General features: G+C 51.2%; 25 protein-coding genes. 21 read left to right on the top strand and 4 right to left on the bottom strand.

Translation table 11 applies throughout. From position 1 onward, the window contains the following. Positions 1 to 35: 35 nt before the first annotated feature. The 16 genes from DEV76_RS13240 to DEV76_RS13315 all read left to right on the top strand — a co-directional run bounded on the left by DEV76_RS13240 (position 36) and on the right by DEV76_RS13315 (position 15,733). Complete coding sequence (locus tag DEV76_RS13240) at positions 36 to 1,448, top strand: anthranilate synthase component I family protein (RefSeq protein WP_109698389.1); 1,413 nt, start codon at positions 36 to 38, stop codon at positions 1,446 to 1,448. 2 nt (positions 1,449 to 1,450) lie between these two features. Next, positions 1,451 to 2,020 carry an anthranilate synthase component II gene (locus DEV76_RS13245; RefSeq protein WP_109698390.1) on the top strand — a complete coding sequence of 190 codons (570 nt, stop codon included), beginning with the start codon at positions 1,451 to 1,453 and terminating at the stop codon, positions 2,018 to 2,020. Positions 2,021 to 2,057: 37 nt separating this feature from the next. Then, complete coding sequence (gene trpD, locus DEV76_RS13250) at positions 2,058 to 3,047, top strand: anthranilate phosphoribosyltransferase (RefSeq protein ID WP_109698391.1); 990 nt, start codon at positions 2,058 to 2,060, stop codon at positions 3,045 to 3,047. Further along, positions 3,044 to 3,835 carry an indole-3-glycerol phosphate synthase TrpC gene (trpC, locus tag DEV76_RS13255; protein ID WP_109698392.1) on the top strand — a complete coding sequence of 264 codons (792 nt, stop codon included), beginning with the start codon at positions 3,044 to 3,046 and terminating at the stop codon, positions 3,833 to 3,835. Before trpD ends, trpC begins: the two co-directional genes overlap by 4 nt. Next, entirely contained in the window at positions 3,832 to 4,452 is a 621-nt protein-coding gene (locus DEV76_RS13260; protein WP_109698393.1) for a phosphoribosylanthranilate isomerase, read from the top strand. Before trpC ends, DEV76_RS13260 begins: the two co-directional genes overlap by 4 nt. Before the next feature lie 6 nt (positions 4,453 to 4,458). Beyond that, the gene (gene trpB / locus DEV76_RS13265) at positions 4,459 to 5,664 is read left to right on the top strand and encodes a tryptophan synthase subunit beta (protein WP_109698394.1); all 1,206 of its coding nucleotides are present in this window, start codon (positions 4,459 to 4,461) and stop codon (positions 5,662 to 5,664) included. 6 nt (positions 5,665 to 5,670) lie between these two features. Then, a complete protein-coding gene (trpA, locus tag DEV76_RS13270; RefSeq protein ID WP_109698395.1) occupies positions 5,671 to 6,441 on the top strand; it encodes a tryptophan synthase subunit alpha in 771 nt (256 codons plus the stop codon). A gap of 2 nt (positions 6,442 to 6,443) precedes the next feature. Further along, positions 6,444 to 7,037: an imidazole glycerol phosphate synthase subunit HisH gene (gene hisH, locus DEV76_RS13275; protein WP_109698396.1), complete on the top strand. Its 594-nt coding sequence runs from the start codon at positions 6,444 to 6,446 to the stop codon at positions 7,035 to 7,037. After that, the gene (hisA, locus tag DEV76_RS13280) at positions 7,034 to 8,176 is read left to right on the top strand and encodes a 1-(5-phosphoribosyl)-5-[(5-phosphoribosylamino)methylideneamino]imidazole-4-carboxamide isomerase (protein WP_232826941.1); all 1,143 of its coding nucleotides are present in this window, start codon (positions 7,034 to 7,036) and stop codon (positions 8,174 to 8,176) included. The genes hisH and hisA overlap by 4 nt, the downstream gene beginning before the upstream one ends. Before the next feature lie 2 nt (positions 8,177 to 8,178). After that, positions 8,179 to 8,934 (top strand): imidazole glycerol phosphate synthase subunit HisF, encoded by a 756-nt coding sequence (gene hisF / locus DEV76_RS13285; protein ID WP_109698397.1) that lies wholly within the window; start codon positions 8,179 to 8,181, stop codon positions 8,932 to 8,934. Positions 8,935 to 8,973: 39 nt separating this feature from the next. Continuing rightward, complete coding sequence (gene hisIE / locus DEV76_RS13290; protein ID WP_109698398.1) at positions 8,974 to 9,573, top strand: bifunctional phosphoribosyl-AMP cyclohydrolase/phosphoribosyl-ATP diphosphatase HisIE; 600 nt, start codon at positions 8,974 to 8,976, stop codon at positions 9,571 to 9,573. Next, positions 9,570 to 10,655 carry a TlpA disulfide reductase family protein gene (locus DEV76_RS13295; RefSeq protein WP_109698399.1) on the top strand — a complete coding sequence of 362 codons (1,086 nt, stop codon included), beginning with the start codon at positions 9,570 to 9,572 and terminating at the stop codon, positions 10,653 to 10,655. The genes hisIE and DEV76_RS13295 overlap by 4 nt, the downstream gene beginning before the upstream one ends. A 74-nt stretch (positions 10,656 to 10,729) precedes the next feature. After that, complete coding sequence (locus DEV76_RS13300; protein ID WP_109698400.1) at positions 10,730 to 11,878, top strand: TlpA disulfide reductase family protein; 1,149 nt, start codon at positions 10,730 to 10,732, stop codon at positions 11,876 to 11,878. Positions 11,879 to 12,281: 403 nt separating this feature from the next. Next, entirely contained in the window at positions 12,282 to 13,424 is a 1,143-nt protein-coding gene (locus DEV76_RS13305) for a carboxypeptidase-like regulatory domain-containing protein (RefSeq protein WP_109698401.1), read from the top strand. 20 nt (positions 13,425 to 13,444) lie between these two features. Then, complete coding sequence (locus tag DEV76_RS13310; RefSeq protein WP_109698402.1) at positions 13,445 to 13,801, top strand: BlaI/MecI/CopY family transcriptional regulator; 357 nt, start codon at positions 13,445 to 13,447, stop codon at positions 13,799 to 13,801. Positions 13,802 to 13,825: 24 nt separating this feature from the next. Beyond that, positions 13,826 to 15,733 carry a T9SS type A sorting domain-containing protein gene (locus tag DEV76_RS13315; RefSeq protein WP_109698403.1) on the top strand — a complete coding sequence of 636 codons (1,908 nt, stop codon included), beginning with the start codon at positions 13,826 to 13,828 and terminating at the stop codon, positions 15,731 to 15,733. Between the two features lie 75 nt (positions 15,734 to 15,808). Here the strand turns inward: DEV76_RS13315 and DEV76_RS13320 are convergent, their stop codons facing one another. Next, positions 15,809 to 16,858: a formylglycine-generating enzyme family protein gene (locus tag DEV76_RS13320; protein WP_109698404.1), complete on the bottom strand. Its 1,050-nt coding sequence runs from the start codon at positions 16,856 to 16,858 to the stop codon at positions 15,809 to 15,811. A gap of 91 nt (positions 16,859 to 16,949) precedes the next feature. On the opposite strand from DEV76_RS13320, the gene DEV76_RS13325 reads away from it, so the two are divergent. Beyond that, on the top strand, positions 16,950 to 18,314 hold the full coding sequence (locus DEV76_RS13325; RefSeq protein WP_109698405.1) for a GH1 family beta-glucosidase: 1,365 nt from the start codon (positions 16,950 to 16,952) through the stop codon (positions 18,312 to 18,314). 69 nt (positions 18,315 to 18,383) lie between these two features. Here the strand turns inward: DEV76_RS13325 and DEV76_RS13330 are convergent, their stop codons facing one another. Both DEV76_RS13330 and DEV76_RS13335 read right to left on the bottom strand, forming a co-directional pair. Then, positions 18,384 to 19,610, bottom strand: a complete 1,227-nt coding sequence (locus DEV76_RS13330) for a hypothetical protein (protein ID WP_109698406.1) — start codon at positions 19,608 to 19,610, stop codon at positions 18,384 to 18,386. Beyond that, positions 19,607 to 20,905 (bottom strand): DUF4270 family protein, encoded by a 1,299-nt coding sequence (locus tag DEV76_RS13335; RefSeq protein WP_109698407.1) that lies wholly within the window; start codon positions 20,903 to 20,905, stop codon positions 19,607 to 19,609. The genes DEV76_RS13330 and DEV76_RS13335 overlap by 4 nt, the downstream gene beginning before the upstream one ends. A gap of 259 nt (positions 20,906 to 21,164) precedes the next feature. On the opposite strand from DEV76_RS13335, the gene DEV76_RS13340 reads away from it, so the two are divergent. The 4 genes from DEV76_RS13340 to DEV76_RS13355 all read left to right on the top strand — a co-directional run bounded on the left by DEV76_RS13340 (position 21,165) and on the right by DEV76_RS13355 (position 24,471). Beyond that, positions 21,165 to 22,187, top strand: coding sequence for a Kelch repeat-containing protein (locus tag DEV76_RS13340; RefSeq protein WP_109698408.1), 1,023 nt, complete (start codon positions 21,165 to 21,167; stop codon positions 22,185 to 22,187). Beyond that, entirely contained in the window at positions 22,180 to 22,482 is a 303-nt protein-coding gene (locus DEV76_RS13345) for a DUF4907 domain-containing protein (RefSeq protein ID WP_157962878.1), read from the top strand. The genes DEV76_RS13340 and DEV76_RS13345 overlap by 8 nt, the downstream gene beginning before the upstream one ends. Positions 22,483 to 22,661: 179 nt before the next feature. Next, the gene (locus DEV76_RS13350) at positions 22,662 to 23,804 is read left to right on the top strand and encodes a sensor histidine kinase (protein WP_157962879.1); all 1,143 of its coding nucleotides are present in this window, start codon (positions 22,662 to 22,664) and stop codon (positions 23,802 to 23,804) included. Further along, a complete protein-coding gene (locus DEV76_RS13355; RefSeq protein ID WP_109698411.1) occupies positions 23,779 to 24,471 on the top strand; it encodes a LytR/AlgR family response regulator transcription factor in 693 nt (230 codons plus the stop codon). Before DEV76_RS13350 ends, DEV76_RS13355 begins: the two co-directional genes overlap by 26 nt. Before the next feature lie 99 nt (positions 24,472 to 24,570). Here DEV76_RS13355 and DEV76_RS13360 read toward each other — a convergent pair whose 3' ends face one another. After that, the gene (locus DEV76_RS13360) at positions 24,571 to 25,698 is read right to left on the bottom strand and encodes a cysteine desulfurase family protein (protein ID WP_109698412.1); all 1,128 of its coding nucleotides are present in this window, start codon (positions 25,696 to 25,698) and stop codon (positions 24,571 to 24,573) included. Positions 25,699 to 25,770 lie beyond the last annotated feature (72 nt).

Below are 25,770 nucleotides of genomic sequence, written 5' to 3' on the forward strand. Positions count from 1 at the left end.
TTCGTTTTTGGCCGCATCCGATTAAATAAACTCGAATGAAAAAAATTCAGGTAAAAACACAAAACAGGCAAATGCTGGCGGACGTATTCACGCCGGTAAGCATTTACCTCCGCATCCGCGACAAGTTCCCCGGCTCCATCCTCCTGGAGAGTACCGATTCCAATGCCGGAGACAACAGCTATTCCTTTATCGGCATCAAGCCCATTGCCGGCATTGAAGTCACTTCCACGGACGTATTCGAGTTCAAGTACCCCGGGCAGCCTGTGGAGCGGAAAAAGCTCTCCGGCCGCAACGAGGTACTCCGCGAAATGGATGCCTTCCTGAAAAGCTTCGAGTTCCCGGATGAAACCAACGGATTGCCCTTCGGGAAAGGACTTTACGGATACAGCACTTACGACTCCGTACAGTTCTTCGAAAAGATCGCTTTCCGCAAACGCCCCGCCGCAGGCAATACCATCCCCCTTATGCGGTACCGCTTCTACCAGTATGTTATCGCTATCAACCATTTCAAAGATGAAATGACACTGATAGAAAACCTGGTAGAAGGGCAGGATTCAGAGATGGATTACGTGGAATCCATCATCCGCAACAAAGACGTTCCCGCCTACACCTTCTCCGCCAAAGGCGAAGAAACCTCTAACCAGACAGACGAGCAGTATATGGAGATGGTGGAGAAAGGCCGCCAGCATTGCTTCCGCGGCGACGTTTTCCAGATTGTACTGTCCCGCGCCTTCCAGCGCAGCTTTGCAGGAGACGAGTTCAATGTTTACCGCGCACTCCGTTCCATCAATCCATCCCCCTACCTCTTTTACTTCGATTACGGCGATTATAAACTGATGGGTTCCTCTCCCGAGGCGCAACTCATCATTAAAGACCGCAAAGCGGTGATCCATCCCATAGCCGGCACTTTCCGCCGCACGGGTAACGATGAGCAGGACGCCAAACTGGCTGCCGAGCTGCTCGTTGACCCTAAGGAGAATGCCGAACATGTAATGCTGGTAGATCTGGCCCGTAACGACCTCAGCCGGCATGCAGCAGATGTGGAAGTAGAAACCTATCGCCAGATCAAATACTACTCCCACGTGATTCACCTGGTGAGCGAAGTAACGGGCAAGCTGCCGCAAGGTTCCAGTCCGTTTGATATACTGGCAGCCACATTCCCTGCGGGTACCCTTTCCGGTGCGCCCAAATACAAAGCCATGGAGCTGATAGATACCTACGAACCTACTTCGCGCGGATTCTATGGTGGCTGTGTGGGCTTTGTTGGTTTCAATGGAGACTTCAACCATGCCATCATGATCCGATCCATGCTCAGCCGTAACAACACGCTGTACTACCAGGCAGGCGCCGGTGTAGTGGCCAAATCCGTTGCCAGCTCAGAGCTGCAGGAAGTGAACAATAAACTCAATGCATTAAAACTGGCCATCATCAAGGCGCAAAATATCTGATAATGAACATCCTGGTTTTCGACAACTACGACTCATTCACATACAACCTGGTTCACCTCGTAGAAAAAATTATCGGCGGTAAAGTAACCGTTGTCCGCAACGATGAAATAGCGCTGGATAAAGTGGACGCATTCGACCGGATTATTTTGTCGCCCGGTCCGGGTATCCCGGAAGAGGCGGGATTGCTCCTGCCACTCATCCGCCAGTATGCCCCCACTAAATCCATCTTCGGCGTTTGCCTTGGCCAGCAGGCCATCGGTGAAGCCTTCGGTGCAAAGCTCACCAACCTTTCGGAAGTGTACCACGGTGTGGCTACTCCCGTTAACGTGATCTCCCGCAGCGGGCGCCTCTTTAATAATCTGCCCGACGAGCTGGAAGTAGGCCGTTACCACTCATGGGTAGTGGATGAAAAAACATTGCCGGCAGAGCTGGAAGTTACCGCCCGCGATGAACATGGTTATATCATGGCCCTTCAGCATAAGAAATTCGATGTCAGCGGCGTACAGTTCCACCCGGAGAGTGTGCTTACACCACAGGGAGAACAGATACTGCGTAACTGGCTGGGGCTTTGATATCCTGATTGGCTCACTGTTATAAAAAATCATCCCGATGAAAAAGATACTCAACTACTTATTTGAACATAAAACCTTCACCCGTGAAGGCGCCCGTGAGATCCTGACAAGCATCTCCAAAGGTGTATACAACGAAAGCGAACTGGCGGCCTTCATGACCGTGTTCCTCATGCGCAGCATCACCATCGATGAACTGCTGGGCTTCCGCGATGCATTGCTCGACATGTGCGTACCCGTTAATCTCGACCAGAACGTGCTCGATATCGTAGGCACCGGAGGCGATGGTAAAAATACTTTCAACATCTCCACCCTCAGCTGCTTTATTGTGGCAGGCGCAGGCGGAAAGGTGGCCAAGCACGGCAACTACGGCGTGTCTTCCATCAGCGGTGCTTCTAACGTTATGGAGAATTTGGGCTACAAATTCAAAAGCGATGCTTCGAAGCTCAAACAGGAGGTAGACGAAGCAGGCATCTGTTTCCTCCATGCACCCCTGTTCCACCCTGCACTGAAGAATGTAGCCGGTGTGAGAAGGCAGCTGGGAGTGCGTACATTCTTCAATATGCTCGGCCCGCTGGTAAACCCCGCCTTCGCACAGCACCAGCTGATCGGTGTGTACAGCCTCGAAATGGCAAGGGTATACAACTACCTTTTCCAGCAAACGGATAAGCAGTTTGCCATCATCCACAGTCTGGACGGTTACGATGAGATTTCCCTGACCGGCGATACCCGTATAATCACCAACCGTGGTGAGCAGGACTGGACGCCGGAAGCACTGGGCAAGCGTAAAGTAAGCGCCAGCGATATCTATGGCGGCAACTCTACTGAAGAAGCGGCTAAGATATTTGTGAAAGTCCTGAAAGGCGAAGGCACCTGGGCGCAGCATTCGGTAGTAATGGCCAATGCCGCTATGGGATTGTTCTGCCTCGAAAAATACCCCACTTACGACGAGTGTTTCCAGGCGGCTGTAGCGTCGCTGGAATCGGGAGCGGCATATAAATCATTCCAAAAACTGATTGCCCTGCAATGAAAAACATACTCGACAAAATCGTAGCGCACAAGCATGGCGAAGTAGCGGAGCGGCAGAAGAGCCGGAGCGTGCAGGATCTGGAGAACGCATCCATGTTCAGCAGGGAAGCCCTTTCCCTGAAGAGCTTCCTCACCCAGCCCGGCAGGAACGGGATTATTGCGGAATTTAAACGGCAATCCCCTTCCAAGGGAGTTATCAATGCCACTGCCACCGTTACGGATGTAACTACGGCGTATGCCAGAAACGGAGCATCCGGACTGAGCGTGCTCACGGATACAGCGTTCTTCGGCGGATCTATGGACGATCTCCAGCAGGCCCGGGCAGCGAATAACATTCCCATTCTCCGGAAGGATTTCGTGATCGGGGAATACCAGATAGTGGAAGCAAAAGCCATAGGGGCGGATGTGATATTACTTATCGCTGAATGCCTGACGAAGGAAGAAGTGAAGCATCTTGCACAGTTCGCCCACAACCTGGGGCTGGAAGTTTTGCTGGAAGTGCATACTGCTGATCAATTGGAAAAGATCACCCCACACACCCACCTTGTAGGCATCAATAACCGCGATCTGAAAACTTTTCAGGTAGATATTTACCGTTCCATGGAACTGCTGAAGCAGATCCCGGACAGCTATCCCAAAGTAGCAGAGAGCGGGATGGACGATCCCAAAACCATTGTGCAGCTGCGCGAAGCAGGGTTCAGCGGGTTCCTGATAGGGGAGCATTTCATGAAGGCAGAGAATCCTGCGCAGGCATTTGAAGCATTCACCCGTCAACTCGCGGCGTTATGAAAGTGAAGGTTTGCGGCATTACCCGCTCTGAGGATCTGGCAGCCCTGGTAACGCTGGGTGCGGATTATGCAGGGTTTATTTTCTACCCTAAATCCCCCCGCTTTGCCGGAGATAAGATTTCCGGGAGAACGGTACGGGAGTCAGGGAACGGTAAACTCCTGAAAGTAGGGGTGTTCGTACAGGCCGATCTGGCTACCCTGCAGCGGACCATCGGCGACTACGGGCTGGATATGGTGCAGCTCTATGGGGAATACACCCCGGAGCTGGTTGCGGAAGTGAAGAAGCTGGCCAGGGTGATGAAAGCAGTGTCCATACCGGAAGGTGCCACAGAGCTGCCCGTTCCGCAAGAGGCGGAATATGATTACCTGCTCTTCGATACCGCCGGCAAAGGCCATGGCGGAACGGGTAAGAAGTTCGACTGGAGCCTGTTTGAAGGATATACCGGTAAAGCCCCTTACTTCCTGGCGGGAGGAATAGGGCCGGATGATGCGGAAGAATTACTGCGATGGCGGGAGCCGCACTTGTTTGGTGCGGATGTGAACAGTAAATTTGAAACTTCGCCCGGAGTGAAGGATATGCGCCTCGTGGAGGCATTCATCAAACAAATCAAAAAATAACAACACATGGATATTGCCATCAATACATCGCAATCCAGGTATCATGTCAACGAAAAAGGCTACTATGGCAATTTCGGGGGCGCATATATTCCTGAAATGCTCTATCCCAACGTGGAAGAGCTGCGGGAAAACTATCTGAAGATCATGTCGGAACCTGCTTTTCAGGAAGAATTCGAACAACTGCTGAAAGACTATGTTGGCAGGCCATCCCCTCTGTATTTCGCCAGCCGTCTCTCCGAAAAATACAATACGAAGATCTACCTGAAGCGGGAAGATCTGAACCATACCGGCGCCCATAAAGTAAACAACACCATTGGCCAGATACTTTTGGCTAAGCGCCTCGGCAAAAAACGCATCATAGCAGAAACCGGTGCAGGGCAGCATGGCGTGGCCACGGCTACCGTATGCGCACTCATGGGCCTGGAATGCATCGTTTACATGGGCAGCATCGATATTCAGCGCCAGGCACCTAACGTAGCCCGTATGAAAATGCTCGGTGCAACCGTGGTACCCGCTACCAGCGGTTCCCAGACGCTGAAGGATGCTACCAACGAAGCAATCCGCGACTGGATCAATAACCCTGTTGATACGCATTATATCATCGGTTCCGTTGTAGGCCCGCATCCTTACCCGGATATGGTGGCCCGCTTCCAGTCTGTCATCAGCGAAGAAATCAAAAAGCAGTTACTGGAGAAAACCGGTAAGGCACTGCCCGATTATGTGATCGCCTGCGTAGGCGGCGGATCTAATGCGGCAGGGGCTTTCTTCCACTTTACAGATGATGAAAGCGTACAGCTGGTAGCTGTGGAAGCAGCGGGTAAAGGCGTACACAGCGGCTTCTCCGCCGCTACGTCTCAACTGGGTAAGCCCGGTGTGATCCATGCCAGCAAAACACTGCTCATGCAAACAGAAGATGGCCAGATCGTGGAACCACATTCCATATCCGCCGGTCTTGATTATCCCGGCGTAGGTCCCCTTCATGCACATCTGTATGAATCCGGCCGCGGGAAGTTCCTGAATGCTACCGACGACGAAGCCCTGGCAGCTGCCTATGAGCTGAGCCTGCTGGAAGGCATCATTCCTGCCCTGGAATCGGCCCACGCCCTCGCCAAGCTGAAAGACCTTCAGCTGAAACCTGACGACGTTACCGTAGTATGCCTCAGCGGCCGCGGCGACAAGGATCTGGAAACCTATATCAAACACCTGAAATAACGGCATATGAACCGCATCGACCAGCTTTTCGGCAATAAGCCCAAAGAAGTGCTCAATATATATTTCACCGCCGGGTTCCCTAACCACGGTGATACCCTTACTGTTTTGCAGGCATTGCAGGACGGCGGGGCGGATATGGCGGAGATCGGTATGCCCTTCTCCGACCCCCTGGCAGACGGGCCCGTGATACAGGACAGCAGTACCCGCGCCATTAAAAACGGCATGCGTATTTCCGTCCTCTTCGAACAGCTCAAAGGCTTCCGGGAAAAGATCCACATTCCCGTGGTACTCATGGGCTACATCAACCCGGTACTGCAATATGGCGTGGAGAACTTCCTCCGCAGCTGTCAGGAAGCAGGCGTGGACGGACTCATCCTGCCCGACCTGCCCATGGACGAATACGAAACCGAATACAAACCGCTTTTCGAAAAATACGGCCAGCATCTCATTTTCCTCGTAACACCTGAAACCAGCGAAGCCCGTATCCGCAAGATCGACTCGCTGAGCAGAGGGTTTGTATACGCAGTATCTTCTTCCTCCACCACAGGAAAGGATAAAGACATGAAGCTGCAGGAAGATTATTTCCGCAAACTGCAGGATATGAAACTGCAGAACCCTGTACTGGTGGGCTTCGGCATCCGGGATAAAGCAACATTCCAGACGGCCTGCCAGTATAGCAACGGCGCCATTATCGGCAGCGCGTTTGTAAAAGCCATCGAAAACAGTGCTAACTTGCAGGAAACCGTTCAGGCGTTTGTCCGCAACATCAAACAATAGAAATGAAAACTGCCATCCTGAAGTATAATGCCGGTAACACACAATCCGTCCTCTTTGCCCTTGAAAGGCTGGGAGCAGAAGCCGTGGTTACCGACGATCCGGAGGTGCTGCAATCGGCCGACAAGGTGATCTTCCCCGGAGTAGGGGAAGCCAGCACAGCCATGGCCTACCTGCGTGAGCGCAAGCTGGATGAAGTATTGCGTAACCTGCAGCAGCCCGTTCTGGGCATCTGCCTCGGTATGCAGCTCCTGTGCCGCCACTCCGAAGAGAATGATACTCCCTGCATAGGAGTGTTTGACCTCGAAGTGAAGAAGTTTCAGTCGCCCGGAGGGAACCTGCTGAAGATTCCCCAGATCGGCTGGAACAATATCACCGGCCTGCACAGTGTTATCTTCGAACACGTTTCACAGAACGCTTACATGTATTTCGTGCACAGCTATTATGCGGAACTGGGCCCTGATACCACTGCCATCGCAAACTATGTGATCAACTACAGTGCTGCATTGCAGAAAGATAATTTCTACGCCGTGCAGTTTCACCCGGAGAAGTCGGCAGACGCGGGTCAGAGCCTCATCGAAAGCTTCCTGAAACTGTGAGCCTGACGATAAGAGATATCACCACAAAGGATACGCTGCAGCTGCGGCGCGATGTCATGTACCCGGACTGGCCCCTCGAAAGAGTAACCCTTCCGCATGATGCAGACGGCCTTCATTTCGGCCTATACGACGGCAACCGGCAGGTGACCGTCGTTTCCCTTTTTATCAATGGCCATAAGGCCCAGTTCAGGAAACTGGCCACGGCGAATGATCAGCAGGGGAGAGGGTACGGAAAAATGATGATGGCCCACCTCGAAGCAGTATGCCGCCGTAACGGGGTTACCTCGCTATGGTGCAACGCCCGCGAAAGCGCCATGGGCTTTTATAAAGCGCTGGGATACAAAGTAACCAGCGGCATTTTTTACAAAGACAATATTGCATTCCTCACCATGGAAATAAACCTTCAGTCTGCTGCTCCTGCATTCACCATCATTCCCGCCATCGATATTATCGACGGGAAGTGCGTGCGGCTCACGCAGGGAGATTACGAACAGAAGAAGATCTACAATGAAAATCCGCTGGAAGTAGCGAAAGAATTTGAAGACGCCGGCGTAAAGCGCCTGCACCTGGTAGACCTGGACGGGGCTAAGAAAGGGCAGGTAGTAAACTGGAAAGTACTGGAAGCCGTTGCCGGGAAAACCGGGATGGTGGTAGACTTTGGTGGTGGCATCAAAAGCGATGACGATATCCGCGTGGTATTTGAAGCCGGCGCTAAGCTGGCTACTATCGGCAGTGTAGCTGTAAAGCAGCCCGATCTCTTCTTTAGCTGGGTGGAGCAGTACGGAGCGGAAAAGATTTTCCTCGGTGCCGATGTGAAAGATGAAAAGATAGCCGTAGGCGGGTGGCTGGAAACTACCGGCGTAAGTGTATTCGACTTCCTCCGGGGCAATATGGAGAAAGGGGTAAAAGAAATATTCTGTACCGATATCGCCAAGGATGGTTTGCTGCAAGGCCCCAGCCTCGAACTATATAAAAAGATCATCGCTGAGCTGCCCGGCATCCGCCTTACTGCCAGCGGTGGTGTAAGCCATATAGGCGACGTGGAAGCACTCCGCGATGCAGGCCTCGCCGGGGTCATCATCGGTAAGGCCATTTACGAAGGCCACATTCAAATGTCTGAACTGAAGAAACTGTTGTAGCTATGCTCACAAAAAGAATCATACCCTGTCTAGATATCAAAGACGGGCGCACCGTAAAGGGCATCAACTTCGAGAATATCCGCGACGCAGGAGACCCCGTTGAACTGGGAGCACTTTATGCCGCACAGGGTGCCGATGAACTGGTGTTCCTCGACATTACCGCTACCAACGAGCGCCGTAAAACCCTGCACGAACTGGTAACTCAGATCGCTAAGCACATCAATATTCCGTTTACCGTTGGCGGTGGCATCGCTGCTGTGGAAGATGTAAGCGTATTGCTCAGTGCCGGTGCCGATAAGGTTTCCGTAAATACTGCTGCCTACCGCAATCCACAGCTGCTCAACGATCTGTCTAAGGAATTCGGCAGCCAGTGCATTGTACTGGCCATCGATACCCGGTTCGAGGATGGCGACTGGTTCGTGTACCTCAACGGCGGGCGGGTGAAAACCGATACCCGTACGGAAGACTGGGCACGCGAAGCCGTGGAGCGTGGAGCAGGAGAGATCCTACTTACTTCCATGAACAACGATGGTACCAAGCAGGGCTTTGCACTGGATATTACCGGCCGCCTGTCCCGCAACCTCAATGTACCGGTGATCGCTTCGGGCGGAGCAGGTACTATGGAGCACTTTGCAGACGTTTTTGAAAAAGCAGGAGCAGACGCAGCCCTCGCGGCCAGCATCTTCCACTATAAAGAAATGGAAATCCCCGATCTGAAGAATTACCTCTACCAGCGGGGTGTGCAGATCAGGTTCTAGTATTATTTAATTATTGTATATTTAAATCGTGGAGAGGCCATGGAAGTAAATTTTTCTAAATCCCCCGACGGACTGGTACCCGCCATTGTGCAGGATGCCATCACCCGTAAGGTGCTGATGCTCGGATATATGAACCAGGAAGCGCTGGATAAAACGCTTGCTGAAAAGAAAGTAACCTTCTTCAGCCGGTCTAAAAACCGGTTATGGACGAAAGGAGAAGAAAGCGGGAACTTCCTGCAGCTGGTGAATGCGGAGGTAGACTGTGATCAGGATACCCTGCTTTTGAAAGCCAATCCTGTTGGCCCTGTTTGCCACACCGGTGCAGATACCTGCTGGAATGAAGTAAATGAAGACGATGGCAATTTCCTGAACCGGCTGGAACAGGTTATCCGCCAGCGGAAAGATAATCCGACAGAGAAATCCTATACTGCTTCCCTCTTTGCCAAAGGCATCAATAAGGTAGCGCAGAAGGTAGGGGAAGAAGCGGTGGAACTGGTGATTGAAGCGAAAGACGATAACAGGGATCTTTTCCTCGGCGAAGCTGCCGACCTGCTTTTCCATTACCTGATCCTCCTGCAGGCAAAAGGCTTCACACTGGAAGATGTAACCACGATCCTGAAAGAAAGACATAAAAAATGAAACGAGTATTAATCCTGCTGGCAATGACTGCCGCTTATTCAGCGCAGGCTCAGTTAAAAGTAAATGGTACGCTCACAGGCGCTCAGGGAAAGAAATTGTATTTCCTGAGTGAAGATGGCAAGTATACCGATTCCACCGTGCTGGGAGCAGCAGGAAAATTCTCTTTCGCCACCCCCGATAAACCCGCTCCCGAAGCGATGTATGCCCTTTTCCTCGAAGGGATCGGCGTACCTTCACTGCTGGTATGCGACCAGCCGGAAATAGTGATTGATATAGAGGCGAAAGACTTCCCGGTGGCTAAATCCCTGAAAGCCGGCCAGCAAACCCGCTGGACGCAGGAATATCATAAAATGATGCTGCCCCTGCAGCTGGAAGCACAGGCGCTGAATGGCGAGGCGCAGCAAATAGGGCAGGATGAAACCGTTAAACAGGAAGCCTTCCGTCAAAAAGCCGCCGCATTTGATGCAAAGCTCAAAACAGCAGCGAAGAACTTCGTTAAAGAGCATCCTAAAGCCATGGCCAGCCTGTTTCTCCTCTATGGCGACCTCCAGAAGCGGCTTACCAGGCATGAATTTGCCAACCTGTTCAACGGGCTGGATCATAGCGTGAGAAGCACCCCGTTCGGCAAAACCGTAGCCATGACCCTGGCAGGTGAGGAAGCCAATAACGCTCCCGTTCAGGCGCCTGATTTCTCTCAGGCCAATCCGGAAGGCAAAATGATCAGTCTCTCTTCTTTCCGCGGAAAATATGTGCTGATCGATTTCTGGGCCAGCTGGTGTGGCCCCTGCAGGCAGGAGAACCCGCATGTGGTAGCAGCCTACAACAAGTACAAGCATAAGAATTTTACCATTTTCGGGGTAAGTCTCGATGAAGATAAAGACGACTGGCTGAGGGCCATCAAACAGGATAAGCTCACCTGGCCCCAGGTGTCTGACCTCAAAGGCTGGGGTAACGCAGCCGCCGCCATGTACAATGTGCGCGGAATTCCTCAAAACTATCTCCTTGATCCTAAGGGGAATATCATTGCAGCCAACCTCCGTGGGGCCGCGCTGGAAAAGAAACTGGCAGAGGTACTTCAGTAACCGTTTATCAAAATGGGCTTGCTTTTCGGGCCCGGATTGGAGACCTTTGCATCAGAATCTAAACAGTCACCATCATGAAGAATTGGATACTTGCAGCCATGCTCCTGGGCCCGGCTGCAGGGTTGTTTGCACAGGATAAGCAGGACGAAAAGATCAAAACCTACCCGTTTACTGTTTCCGGTACCGTGGGCCAGCAGGCTTCCCCTACCAAATTTTTTCTCCGCATGCGAATTGGCGGTGAGTTTGTTATCGACAGTGCGGTGGCAAACGAAGGTAAATTCTCCTTTAAAGGCAGGATTCCTGAGCCACAGCAGGCACAGCTCTTTTCCGTGATCCCTGTTACCCCGGAAGCTCCGGGCGGCAGGAAGGAAGTAGCCCTCCTTTTCATCGGTAAAGGAACCACCCGTGTTCATGTACCCGCTCCCAATCAGAAAGCCGCTGCCGATGGTACTCCTGAACAGGATGCCTTCAATAAGCTGAACGATCTGCTCCGTGCCGTGGATAAAGACACCGAAACGGCCATGAAGGAATACCGTAAAGCCCGTGAATCCAAAAATGAAGCAAAAGTGCGCAAAGCCGAAGAACGCCTCGAACAAATCGATGCCTCCCGGATTGCCATTATGCATAAATACCTGAAAGATAATCCTTCCAGCCCCATAGGCATGTACGTACTCAACGCCGTTGCCGGGTATGAACTGGATGCAGATGTGGCGGAGCCTCTTTTTAAATCGCTCTCCAAAACCGTTCGCCGCTACCCCTCCGCAAAGGAATTCTCTTACCGCATCGATCTTGCAAAGAAAATAGCCATCGGCCAACCCGCGATCGACTTCACCCAGAACGATACCACGGGCGCCTCCGTGAGCCTGGCATCTTTCAGGGGTAAGTATGTACTGGTCGATTTCTGGGCCAGCTGGTGCGGCCCCTGCAGGGCAGAGAACCCTAATGTGGTGAAAGCGTATGAGCAGTATAAAGAGAAAGGTTTTACCATCCTCGGTGTATCGTTCGACGAGAAGCAGGACCGCTGGAAGCAGGCCATCCGACAGGATAACCTTACCTGGACGCACGTATCCGACCTAAAAGGCTGGAAAAACGAAGTGGGTAAGCTGTATGGCATCCGCGCCATCCCCCAGAACGTCCTCATCGACCCACAGGGCAAAATCATCGCCCGCAATCTCAGGGCTGAGGAACTGGGTCGCAAACTGAAAGAACTCCTCCCGCAATAGGATCTTACATAACTTTTGAAAGAGCTCCGGAAGTATCAATATACTTTCGGAGCTCTTTTTTTGTGCCTTGTCAAAACCTGTAAGTCACCCCCGGGTTTAAGACCTCCTAAAAGCGTGACATTACGTCATCTAATTGTCATGTGAGATACCTTTGAGATACCTTTGAGCCACCTATAAGCCACCTTTGACATACCCTATAAGGGGGTATGATATAGGTAAGTCACTTATAACTGATTTATAAGTTTATAATCCTTTTACTTCTGGTTTTAAACCTCTTTTTACTGAAGGGTACCTGCTTAGAATCAGGGTCTTGTAAAGGTGTGACTGCCTCTTTCCTTACCGGGGCAAAAAAATAATTTGTTATTCTACGAATGTTTCGTAGATTTACGATAGTATCGTAATTATGAAGCGGATTTTCGGGTTGAATATACTTTTACTACTCTTCGGCTACGTTCATGCACAAACGGGATTGACGTTGCAGGGGACAGTGAAAGATGCTTCCGGCAAACCGCTTCCATTCGCCAGCGTGTTCCTGAACCAGACCACGATGGGTGCGAGAACAACAGAGGAAGGAACATTTGTGATTCCTAATGTGCCACCGGGGAGGTATGAAGTGATTGCTTCGTACCTGGGTTATGAGCCGCTCATGCAGCCGGTGAACCTGGAAGGAAACAGAACGATGGCCATTGTGCTGCAACAGAAACCCGGGGCGTTGAAAGAACTGGTGGTGCGGCCCGATAAAGACAGGGAGTATTACCTGCGGCAGTTTAAAGACATTTTCATAGGGCAGGGGGCCTTTGCGAAAAACTGTAAGCTGCTGAACCCGGATATTGTGGATTTTGAATTCAACCCGCAATCCGGTGAACTGAAAGCGAAAGCAGATGATTTCCTGGAAATCGCCAATGCATCGCTGGGGTATAACATCCGGTTTTTGCTCATCCATTTTCAATATAGTCCGCGTACGGGATATTCAATGTACTACGGCAACCCCCTGTTTGAACCCATGAAGCCGCGTAACAGATCGCAGCAGAAGCGTTGGGAAAAGAACCGGGAAAAGGCTTACCATGGCTCTACGGTTCATTTTTACCGAAGTTTGGTAGCCGGTAACCTGAAGAACGAAGGCTTCACCATCCGGAAGCTGATGCGCAGGGAAAGAGAGCGGAACAGTGTCATTAACGCACCGGCAGATTCAGCGATGGGCATTATTCCGAATAAGCGGCTGTTCTCAAATTCAGTGAGTTACCTGTCGCGGCAGGAGTTGCCGGCAGACAGTGTTTTCAGGAAGGATAGTACAGATTTCGTCCTCCATTTCAGCGAACACCTCTACGTGGTGTATGGAAAGGAAAAAGAGGAAAGGCTGTACCTGGAAAAACAGCAGCGCGGGAACGATAAGCCGGGGGTACAGGTATCCCTGATGAAATTGCTGGAGCCTGAAGTGCGGCTGGACCGGAATGGTAACCTGGAAGCCCCTATGAACGTCATTTTTGAACAATACTGGGCCTGGGAAAAGCTGGCAGAAATGCTGCCGCTCGACTACAGGCTATAAAAAACGCAAATTCACTACCAATGGAAAAACTTACCAAACAGGAAGAAGCCGCCATGCAGGCTATCTGGAAAGCCGGGAAGGGATTCGTGAAGGATTTCCTGGAATCGCATGCCGACCCGGTGCCTCCTTACACCACACTCGCCTCTACCATCAAGAACCTAGAAAAGAAGGGATTCGTGGAATCGAAGAAGATTGGCAACGTGTTTGAATACGTGCCTTCCATCGGGGAGGAAGAATACACGGAGAAATTCATGAACAGCTTCGTGAAAGATTACTTCGAGAATTCTTACAAAGACCTTGTAACGTTTTTCGCGAAGGATAAAAAGATTAGTCCGGATGACCTGAAGGAAATCATCCGTATGATCGAAGGAAAATAATTGCAGCACCTATAACCCGCAAGCATGTCAGTACTTTTTATTTATCTGCTCAAGGCTAATATCGCACTTTGCCTGTTTTACCTGGCCTACCGGCTGGGCCTGCGCCGGATGACGTTCTATACGCTGAACCGCTTTTTCCTGCTGGGCGGTATTGCATTCTCATCGCTATTCCCGCTGGTGGATGTAAATGATTTTTTCTCCCGGAACGAGACGCTTGCCCTGCAGGTAACCAACTATGTCCCGGATTGGACCTCCCTGCAGCAGGTGGAAGCTTTTACAGTATGGACGCTGTTGGAATGGACCTTCTGGGCCGGGGTAGCCGTAATGACGATACGCCTGCTGACGCAGCTGGTATCACTGGCGGTACTGCATTTCAGGACAGAGCCGGTACGTATGTTTGATACCGAGGTGCGGAAGATGAAAGGCCCCCTCACGCCGTTTTCCTTCTTCCGGAAAATTTATATCAACCCCGATCTTCATTCGGAATCCGAACTATATTCCATCGTGAAGCACGAACAGGTGCATGTGAAAGAATGGCATACGGCTGATATCATGATGGGGGAGGTCAATAATGTTTTTTACTGGTTCAACCCCGGCGCCTGGCTCATGAAAGGTGCGATCCGTGAGAACCTGGAGTTCCTGGCAGACAGGGCTATTCTCAGGAGCGGCATCAACCGGAAGGCTTATCAATACAGTCTCATTCAGGTGAATACGGCGCAGCATGCGGCCGGTATCACCAACAGCTTCAATTTATCCCACATTAAAAACCGCATTTTTATGATGAACAAATCCCGGACTTCCGGTGTCCATTTATACCGTTACGGTGTGCTTGGCAGTATCGTATGCGCCCTGCTCCTGACCCTGAACTACACCAAAGCCGGTGCAGTTGTGAATAATGCGCTGAATGAAGTGAAAGTGGCCCTTATCCCTGAAGCCAAAAAGGAAATTACGTTAACTGTTGCCGATACCACACCAGTGAAAAAGATGGTGGAGAAGCCGGTTGTGGAACAGAAGAAACCTGCAAATGGATCCATTATAGAACTCAGAGCCGACAAGGCACCGGTTAAAGGTGCCGTGAGCGGTGTGAGGGTGAGAAATTCCAATCTGATTACCGTTGTAGGTGACGCAGACCAGAAGCCGCTGATCGTTATCGACGGGAAACCGAAAACGGACATCAGTTCTGATAATCCCCTTACTGATATGGACCCCAACGATATTGAATCTATCACAGTGTTGAAAGGTAGTTCAGCCACTGCTTTATATGGTAAAGGAGGGCAGAACGGGGTGATACTAGTAACCACTAAGAATGGCCGTGCAGAACGTATAAAAGAAGTGAAAACCATGACGGGATATGCTACATATGTTACAGATACTGTGATGGTACACAGGGTGAATGCAGTAAGTGCGGATGGTAAACCTTTGAGCTATGCCGGTGTTAAAGAAATTCGTAAAACTGACACTGATTATACCGGTTTGTATAAGAACCTTGTATATAGTGTTGTAAGGGAGCAGCCCAAAGATCCTGCTAAACGATTATATGAAACTTACTACTCCGTTACGCTCAAACCTGATAATAAAGCCAAAAGTAGCAACGAGCACTACAATGCAGTAAAGGGTGCAGCTACTGATACTGTGCGTACTGTGATGGTGACAGGGTATAAGACGCCGGTGAAAAAGTCTACTGTGCAAACTGAGCATTATCCAAATCCAACCGACGGTAATGTAACTTTCGCTTACAGCCTGAGTAAACCGGGAAATGGAAGTATTAGGGTAACTGATATGAAAGGCCGGGAAGTATACCGTAAATCCATAAACGGATTAAGCGGTAGCCAGAAGGAACAGATCAACCTGTCAAATCAGCCTGCAGGTACCTACATCCTTACCCTGGTACATGATGGCTCTACCATGACATCCCGTATCGTGAAACAATAAAAAAAAGCAGGCCTCCGGGAAACGGAAGCCCGCTTTTGAATATCGGACAAAAGGCAGCCTGCGGGCTGTCTTTTTCTATTTACGGATACTTTTGGCGCAACGGAAACCGAGGTTGGAAAGGCCCGATGAAGGGGTGGTTTTCATACGTGCGGTAACACGGTAGCCACGGCAGTATTCATCGCTGCACATAAAAGAACCTCCACGGATCACGCGCTTTGGATTGGAAGGATCGTCCGGGTCATTGGGAGTGTTGGGGCCGGTAGGGTTATGAGATTCAGCTGGCATGGCAGCGTAGCTCTGTGCATCGTACCAGTCTGCCGTCCATTCCCATACGTTGCCGGACATATCATACAGCTGATATCCGTTTGCCGGGAAGGATTTAACAGGTGAGGTACCGTAAAAGCCATCGGTTTCAGTATTCTCGTAAGGGAAGTGCCCGTTCCAGATATTGGCTTTTGCCTTACCTGTTTGCGGGTGTTCCATCCCCCAGGGATAAAGCTCCGCTTTCCGGCCTCCGCGTGCAGCGTATTCCCATTCTGCTTCAGTTGGGAGGCGCTTACCGGCCCATTTAGCATAAGCCTGCGCATCTTCCCAGGAAACATGTACAACGGGGTGATTGCCCAACCCTTTGATATCGCTTTCCGGTCCCTTGGGATGCTTCCAGTCTGCATACAGTTCAAAGCTCCACCATTGGCGCACATCGCGGAGATCTACGGGGCCTTCGGTGGGTACGAACACCAGCGATCCGGGGATGAGCATAGAGCTGTCCGGCTCTTCCGCACCGGGGGGCAGGGAGGCCATCAGCTCTTCTTTGGAGATGGGGCGCTCTGCCGTAGTGATGTATCCGGTAGCGGCTACAAAAGCGGCAAACTCGTCGTTGGTAACCTCATGGGCATCGAGGTAGAAGGAGTCCAGTTGAATGGTGTGTTGCGGGTACTCGTCGGGCATGCCGGTATCATCGTCGGCCCCCATTTTAAACGACCCGCCGGGGATGAGGATCATGGGGTTGAGCTTTTCGATGACAGGCTGAACGGGCGGCTGTTGCGCCTGTTTGGCCGCGGGTGCCTGGCAGGAGCCCAGCAGTGCGCAGATGGCAGTAATGGCTGGTAACGGATTCCGGTACATAATAGATGCAAAATTAGGCAACTGCATTGTTAAATTGTTAAATTCCTTTTAGCGCCCTGCCGCTGAGGCATAATCCGTAAATTGAATCATTATGTCTATTACGCGCGCAGATTTCGGGACAAACTTCCGGTGGGGCATCGTTATTTCGGCTTTCCAGAACGAGGGTGCCCACGATGCCGACGGTAAAGGTCCAAGCATCTGGGATGCATTCACCGGCCGCCGTGGAAAGATCAAAGACCGCAGTCATGCCCGTACCGCCACGGATTTTTATACCCGCTACCTCGACGATATACTGCTGGCCAGAAGCCTGGGCTTTGATGTATTCCGCTTCTCACTCTCCTGGCCCCGCATCCTCCCGGAAGGTACCGGAGCCGTTAATGCCGCAGGCATCGCTTTTTACCACCGGGTAATAGATGCTGTCATCGAAGCCGGTATGGAGCCATACGTTACGCTTTACCATTGGGATCTGCCGCTGACATTGGAGAAGAAAGGGGGATGGTGCCACCGGGGTACGGTACATGCCTTCGAAGCCTATGCCGCCATCTGCGCAAAAGAGTATGGGAAAAAGGTGCGTAACTGGATCGTGCTCAATGAGCCTTTCGGCTTTACTTCGCTGGGTTACATGCTGGGTGTGCATGCGCCGGGTAAATTCGGACTGTCGTATTTCCTGCCTGCCGTGCATCATGTGGCGCTGGCGCAGGCCGCAGGAGGGAGGGCCATCCGTGCAGAGGCACCCCAGGCACGCATAGGTACCGCTTATTCCTGTTCGCAGATCATTCCTTATGCGGATAATGATAACGACCGTGCCGCCGCGCAAAGGATAGATGCTTTGTTTAACCGCTTGTTTATTGAGCCTGCATTGGGGATGGGATACCCCTCGGAGGTGTTCCCCCTGCTGGCGCGTATAGAGCGTCGTTATGCCTTGTGGCGCGACTGGGACCTGCTGCCTTTTGATTTCGACTTCATAGGTATTCAGAATTACTTTCCGCTGGTGGTGCGTTACAATGCCTTTATGCCTTATCTCAACGCCACGGAAGTGAAAGCCCGCCATCGCAAGGTGCCCACTACTGCCCTGGGCTGGGAGATAAGCGGAAATGGCTTGTACAGTATACTGCAGCAGTTTGCTGCATATCCCGGAGTAAAGGAGATCATCATTACTGAAGGCGGTGCCGCTTTTCCCGATGTGCATGACAATGGGAAGATCCACGACCCGGCCCGCATTGCATGGTATGAAGAATACCTGCGTGCCGCCCTGCTGGCAAAGCAATCGGGCGTACCTCTCACCGGCTATTTCGCCTGGACGCTCACGGATAACTTCGAATGGGCGGAAGGGTATAATGCCCGCTTCGGTTTGGTACATGTGGATTTTGAAACACAACAGCGTACCATCAAATCGTCGGGCCGCTGGTTCGGGGATTGGCTGGAAGGTAAGGAGCAAATCTCCGGCGGGCAATAGCAAACCGAATTTTTGGGGTTGCCGTATAAAGGTTTAAGAGTGGTTTGCCTGATTACCCGCCGGAGCGTTTTACAATTCTTTACGTTTATAGAACCAGTTGTCGCGCAACGATAAATGCAGCACAACGTTGAAATAGTTTTCCTGTACAAGTCCTTTGGCTGAACGTCCACGCTGACCGCCTTCAAGGCCCAGGTAGTATCGCAGGTGCCCCGTTCTGGTAGGGATGGATACGCCGGCAGAAATACTGAAATCTTCCAGTGGCTGCTCTTTCACTGCTATATAACCTTTATGGAATGCAGCGCCTGCCTGTATGGCTATGCCTTCTGTTTCGCGGCCGTAATAATCCATCCGCTTAAACATGTATTCCAATCCTCCTGAATAACGTTCGGAGTTCTGATATTTGAAATCCGCTTTGCCTGCATTGAGTCCTTCCCATTTTTGCAACCGGTAATCGGCCAGCCAGGTGATGTTACCGCTGGTGGCAGACAGGCCTAAGCCCAGCTGGGAAGGCAGCCTGTATTCAGCACTGGTGCTTTTCTCCTGGTACAGAATAGTTTCGTCGGACGACCGGATGGAGAAGTCGCCTTTGCCGCTAAGCGTAGTGGCAAAACGGTAAGTGGCTCCTGCTCCGAGTTGCCACTCGCCGATTTTACCCTGGTATTGTAAGCCTGCCGTAAAATTGAGGTTGCGGTAGTTTTGATTGCGGGACGTGTGTACTGCGTCGTTCGCGAGACTGTCTACCGTTGTTATAGGTCCGAATACAACGCCTGACGAAAGCCCGGCACTGAAATTCTTCGTGATACGTACGGCGTTGCTGATATAGAAGCGGTTCAGTCCGCCGCTGCCTTCCACTGCATTGCGTACATTTTCCGTGGTGCCTTCGATGGCGGTGGTATTGAGCATTTTGTAATCTACCCGGCTGTAAGGCATTAGTCCCGCACTGATACCCCAGCGTTCGTGTACTTTAAACCCGATGGCGAACCGTTTAAAGCCGATATCTCCGGCAGACTGGGTATTGTTGCTGCTGTTGTATTGAACGGATTTGCCTGCCATGCTGGCTTCGAAATAAAACATCTGCATGGGCATGGCGCTGTAAGATGCAGGGTTGAGTTCATTGAGGAACTGCCCCGAAGGCCGTGCGATGCCTGCGCTCCCTACACCGAAATTCCGGCTGTAATCGCGTTCTTCGATGTCACCTATGCCGAATGCAGAGTAGAGGGAATTAACCCCTTTCTGTGCGGCAACACGGCTTGTTGTCAATAGTACTATGGAAAGTGTGATATAAATGCGCATCATTGGTATAACAGGTAATAGATCTTCAAATAAGCCCGGTATCCTTCATATTTCGTATTTCCCAGCACCAGGCGGTTCAACCGGGAGTAATAATCTCCCGCAGAGGGTATCACCAGCAGCCCGCGGTAATCTGCCGTACCGGCAGCAACCATGGCCTGACAATAAGTGGTCACATCGTAGGTGTACCGCGTTTTTTCAGGATACAACAGGTCAATAGCGAGGTTACCGTATTGATAGCCCGATGTGGTGGCAAGTGTATCCAGCACAACCTGGTTTTTATCCACAGGGCATAGCGTTACACGTTCAGGCAAAGCATATAGCGGATAGGTACCGCCAACAGGAGTGAGCACCAGTTCCGCCTGCATAACACGGCCGTATTTCCCCAGTTCTTTCAGTCCCGGGAGGGAAGGGAAATCGAGCCGGATAACAGTGCCTGTGATGGATTGCATCCATGCACGGTGCCCTGCATCGGTACTCAGGAGGCCCGCAGGACCGGTGACGAGGCCGGCCAGCGGGGTGTTACTCCTGTCAACATGCACTTCGTTGTATTGTAAAGCCGGATTGCTGAGGGGGAAGTCGATGGTATGTTCCTCGATCTCTGACGTAGCGATGTGATAATGCAGGCGCATCACCACAGAACTGTCTGTAGCCGGTATGCGGAATATCGCCGAACCGCGGGTGGCTTTCAGCTGAAGGCCTTTCATGTAATCGAGGAAGAGGATGTCGGTAGAAACGTCTTCCGATTTGATACGGATCTTTTCCATCAGTGTGCTGCCGAAATCGTTACGCAGGCGGAGGTGGATTTTTTCACCGCTGCGTGGCAGGATGGAAAGCGCTTCCCGCGCCATGGGGGTGGGGAGAACAGGGTAAACCTGGTGAGTGAAGAACTCCTCCTGGTCTTCATCCAGTTCGAGGGGGCGTGCCAGCTGGTAAACAGTCCATTCCTGATCAGGCAGGGTATCGCCATAGGAATAAGTATCCGGCCGGAGAATGAGTTCGATGGAATCGAATACCGCACGCTCATCCAGTTCCGGAAAAGAATTAGGGCGTGCGATGCGGAAGTTGGAGGCCACATCGGTACGGCCGGTTTCCGGATCATTGTAACCTCCGATCATAAGGTAACCCGTTGCGGAAGCGGGTACGGAATCGAGCTGTATGGTCCGCATCTCGATGCCTACGGTATCGATGAGTGAGTAGTGGACGTTGCCGCCGGGAGCTGCGTCCTCATAAGTAAAACCGCTTTTGTCGCATGCTGCAATCCCCGTGAATGCGGCCATCGCAATTAGTTTCCATTTCATATCGCCGCAATGTTAATCACCGGTGCGCACGGCCGGCGGGGGAATATGCGGCTGCGGTTATTTTGTCGATCACTTCCTTAAATCTGCCGTCCAATGCCTGAAACAGTCCGGATAACGGCATTGTGGTACTGAAAGATAAAACCGGCAGACTGGCAGATGAAAACACGGGATCCATCCGATGAGGCGGCAGTTCCGTCTATTTTAAAGTACCTGTAACATTTCGCCGGATAATTTTGACCGGGTTAAAACAACTATTTGTATGCAGAAAGGAAAACTATTCGGATGGATGCTGGCGGCCGTAGTGTTGTCGGCATGTTCTAAAAGCGACGACTCGGAAGATGAGAACAACGGAAACTGGAAAGAGCTGCCAGAGATGTCGGCCTCACCACGTTCCGAAGCAGTCTCGTTTGTTATAGGAGACACGGCTTATGTAGGTACAGGGTTCGACGGCGAAAAACAGCTGCGCGATTTCTGGAAATACAATCCTGCCAATGGATGGAGCCAGGCGGCCTCACTACCTGCTGCCGCCGCCGCCCGCAGCAGTGCCACCGCTTTCGTGATCGATAAGCACGCTTACATCGGTACCGGATTCGATGGTAAAGTGCGCCTCAATGATTTCTGGAGCTACAGTCCTGAAACGGGCAACTGGTCAAAGAAAGCATCCCTCATAGGCCCGGACCCCTCCATTAACCTCGCCCGCCGCGATGCTGTAAGCTTCACCCTGCAGGGTAAAGGTTATGTGGCCACCGGTAGTGATGGCAGCGGAACGAAAGACGTCTGGATGTACGATCCCGCATCCGATAAATGGCTTACCCGTCAAAGCTTCGGAGGCAGCAAACGCACAGAAGCCGTTGCTTTTGTACTGGGGCAAAACGCATACATCGCCACCGGAACCAATAACAGTGAACTGAAGAATGACATGTGGGTATATGATGCGGCCACCGATAACTGGACGCAGAAAAACAAAATAGCCAACGTAACTGATGAAACATTTGATGACGAGTACAGCATCGTAACCAGCCAGGCTGTTGCATTTTCCGTCAATAATAAAGCCTATGTGGTAACCGGGACAGGTAACGGTATCAGCAAAGCCACATGGGAATACGATGGTGTAACCGACCGCTGGACGAAAGTGCGGGATTTCGAAGGTACTGCACGATACAGTGCAGTGTCTTTTGTACTGGGTGGGAAAGGCCACGTAGCTTCCGGCCGCACCGGCAGCCTTCAGCTGGATGATATATTTGTTTTTGAGCCCAATGCTACCTACAACGAAAATGATTAAGCAGTCCATCGCATTACTGCTCATACTGGCCGCGGCCTGCTCCCAGTCATCGTGCCGGGAGCAGCCGTACCGGCTGGTTACAGAACAGTCGTCTTCCGGATGGGCCTATCGCATTTCTTTCAAAGGCCGTCCTATGATTTACCAGGCGCATATTCCAGCCATACCGGGCTTTCATCCCTTCCGTACGCAATCAGACGCCCGCCGCACCGGAACGCTCGTACTGCAAAAGCTCAAAGGTGGCAGCATACCTTCACTGAGTTTGCACGAGATCGACAGCCTGCAATTAACATGGTAATTTTAACACTTGCTTAAGACTCCGGAAACCTGTTTTAACACTTGGTTAAGACTAATGTGATGTAAGTTTACCGCGGCTTCACACCTATGATCAGTTGGAGGAAAATATTAAGTAACCGGCTCGTCGTAATCTTTTTGCATATAGCGGTTTGGGTGTTGCTGTTCCTTTTTCCATTTTTTATGTATCGCATCCGGGTAGATCATCAATTGTTCTACTGGAAGGAAGGAGTGAACACGCTGTTCATCGTCGGACTGTTTTATTTGAATTATTACGTATTGATTCCGCGTTTCTTCACGCGGCAGCGCATTGGCATATACATCGGCCTGGTGGTGCTGCTGCTGGCAGGGATCGGAATGCAGCAGGCATTGGTTGAGTATAAGTTTATGCAGCTGATGATGGCGCGAAGCGACAGTCCGTTTATGATGACTTCCCACAGGGCGGGAGCCATGGCTGTAACCATTCATGCGGTGCCGGCTGTACAGTTGGCCGACCAGGCAGGGCCTGCTTTTCCGGTTCACTATGTGAGTGATACACTGATGCCTCCGCCGCGGGGTATGATACGCGGAATGCGGGGAGGGAGAACGTTCGGGATGTTCATGTTCCAGGATATCTTCCGCAAGTCTGTCACGTTTACATTGCTGATGCTTTTCATGGGCGGGTTTATTAAAATAGCCCTCGAATGGTTTAAGAGCGAGCAGCAGAAGGAAGTGCTGAAAGTAGCGAACCTCAATGCTGAGTTACGTTTCCTGCGGTCGCAGATCAATCCTCATTTCCTGTTTAACAGTTTGAATACCGTGTATTCCCTTGCACACCGGCAAAGCCCTGAAACAAAAGATGCATTGGTAAAGCTGTCGAACATCCTGCGGTATATGATATACCAAAGCAACGAAGACAAGGTGCAGTTAACAAACGAAATACGGTATCTGGAAGATTATATAGATATGCAGCGCCTGCGCCTGGCTAGCCACATTCCGGTAGAGGTCCAGGTTACCGGCGAAGCTGCCGGGTTGAAGATAGCCCCTATGCTGCTGATACCTTTTGTAGAGAATGCGTTTAAGCACGGCGTGAGTTATGAAGAGCCGGCATGGATACATGTGGTGCTGGATATTTCGACGGACGGGGCGCTGCACCTGAGCGTCCGGAACAGGCTGCTGTCGAAGCGGGTAGCGGAGAAAGGAGGGGTTGGACTGGGGAATACCCTGAAGCGGCTGGAACTGATGTATAAAGATGCACATACGATCACAATCAGAGAGCAAGCGAACGAATTTATTGCAGACTTAAAAATTGCTTTGAAACATGATGAAGTGCATTGCGTTGGATGACGAGCCGCTGGCCCTGGAGATAATCTCCGATTTCGCTGCAAAAGCGCCATTCCGGATGGAGCTCATGGCCTTTACAAATGCTTCGCAGGCATTGAAGTACCTGCAGGAAGAACCGGTGGATCTTATATTTCTGGACATCAAAATGCCGGATATCACCGGTATTCAGTTCCTGAAATCACTGAAGCGGCCGCCCATGGTAATTTTCACTACGGCTTATGAGGAATATGCGCTCGACGGGTACAACCTCGACGTGGTGGACTACCTCCTGAAACCCATTCCCTTTGAACGTTTCATCAAAGCAGTCACTAAGGCGGAGGAATACCGTTCCATCACTTCTCCAAAATCTTCCGACACGGATTATATCTTCGTCAAAACCGAATACCGCATCATCAAAATAAACCTTGAAGACATTTTATACATCGAGGCCCTGAAAGATTACATTAAGATCTACACGGCCAGTCAGCCCATACTGACGCTGAAAAGTCTCAAATCCTTTGAGTCGCGGTTGCCGAAGGATAAGTTTATGCGTGTGCACCGGTCCTACCTCGTGGCAATGAATAAAATCAATTCCGTGGAACGCAATACGGTGATGATCGCCAACCAGTCGATCCCCATTAGTGAAGGTTACCGGGATAAGTTTTATGATGTGATTACAAGGTATTCTTAGCGTTGACGGCATAGACCTGATTTTTACTTCAGCATGATGTAAATAAAAAGAGTCCGGTGAAACTTTCACCGGACTCTTTTTTGATATCGGAGTTTGAACTTAGATCAGTTCTTTCAGTTTGCTTACTACTGCGTCTACTTCTTCTTTCGTGTTGGTGTGAGCGAAGGAGAAGCGTACCGCGATGCGGTTGGGATCGCTGCTGAGGGCGCGGATTACGTGAGAGCCTGCGTCTGCACCGGAAGTGCATGCGCTGCCGCCGGAAGCACAGATGCCATTGATATCGAGGTTGAACAGGAGCATTTCGCTTTTCTCTGTTTTAGGGAAAGACACGTTCAGCACCGTGTAAAGGCTGCGGCCATGGAGGTCACCATTGAATCCTGTACCGGGGATGTGTTTTTCCAGCTGTTCTGCCATGTACAACCGCAGGTCATTGATGTATTTGCTGTGTTGTTCATGGTTTTGAGTGGCCATTTCCAGCGCTTTGGCAAAGCCTACGATACCATACAGGTTTTCGGTACCGGCGCGCATATTACGCTCCTGAGAGCCGCCCATGAGGTAGGGCTGGATTTTCACATTCTCATTGATGTACAGGATACCAACGCCTTTAGGACCATGAAACTTGTGGCCTGCCCCATTGATGAAGTGAACAGGCGTGTTGCGAAGGTCGAAAGGGTAGTGGCCAACAGTTTGTACAGTGTCGGAATGGAAAATGGCATCGAACTCCTTACAGAGGTTACCAACAGCATGGATATCGAGCAGGTTACCGATCTCGTTATTGGCATGCATCAGGGATACGAGGGTACGCTCCTTGCTTTCAGCGAGGAGGCGGCGCAGGTCTTCCAGATCAACATGCCCGTTGGGGAGCAGCTTTACCCAGGAGAGACGGATCTCTTCCCGGCAATAAACGTGCTCTACGGTGTGGAGGGTGGCATGGTGCTCGATGGGGGAGCTGATGATGTGACGGCATCCCAGATCGCGGATGGCCGCGTTAACTGCTGTATTGGTGCTTTCCGTACCGCCGGAGGTGAAAAATATCTCCCCGGGATGCGCGTTCAGGATCTTCGCAACGGATTTCCTTGCGTTTTCGATACCCAGCCGCGACTCACGGCCGTATGAATAAATGGAGGACGGATTGCCGAACTTTTCTGTCATATACGGCAGCATGGTGTCCAAAACTGCCGGGTCGAGTGCCGTGGTGGCGGCATTGTCGAAATAAATTCTTTCCAAGGTCGTGCGGGTTTGGTGGTTTTTGATTAAAAAAGTGCCACAAAATTAAGGAATTAGGGACAAAGAAAAACG

Origin of the sequence: Chitinophaga deserti, from assembly GCF_003149455.1 — a bacterium.
GTDB lineage: Bacteria > Bacteroidota > Bacteroidia > Chitinophagales > Chitinophagaceae > Chitinophaga > Chitinophaga deserti.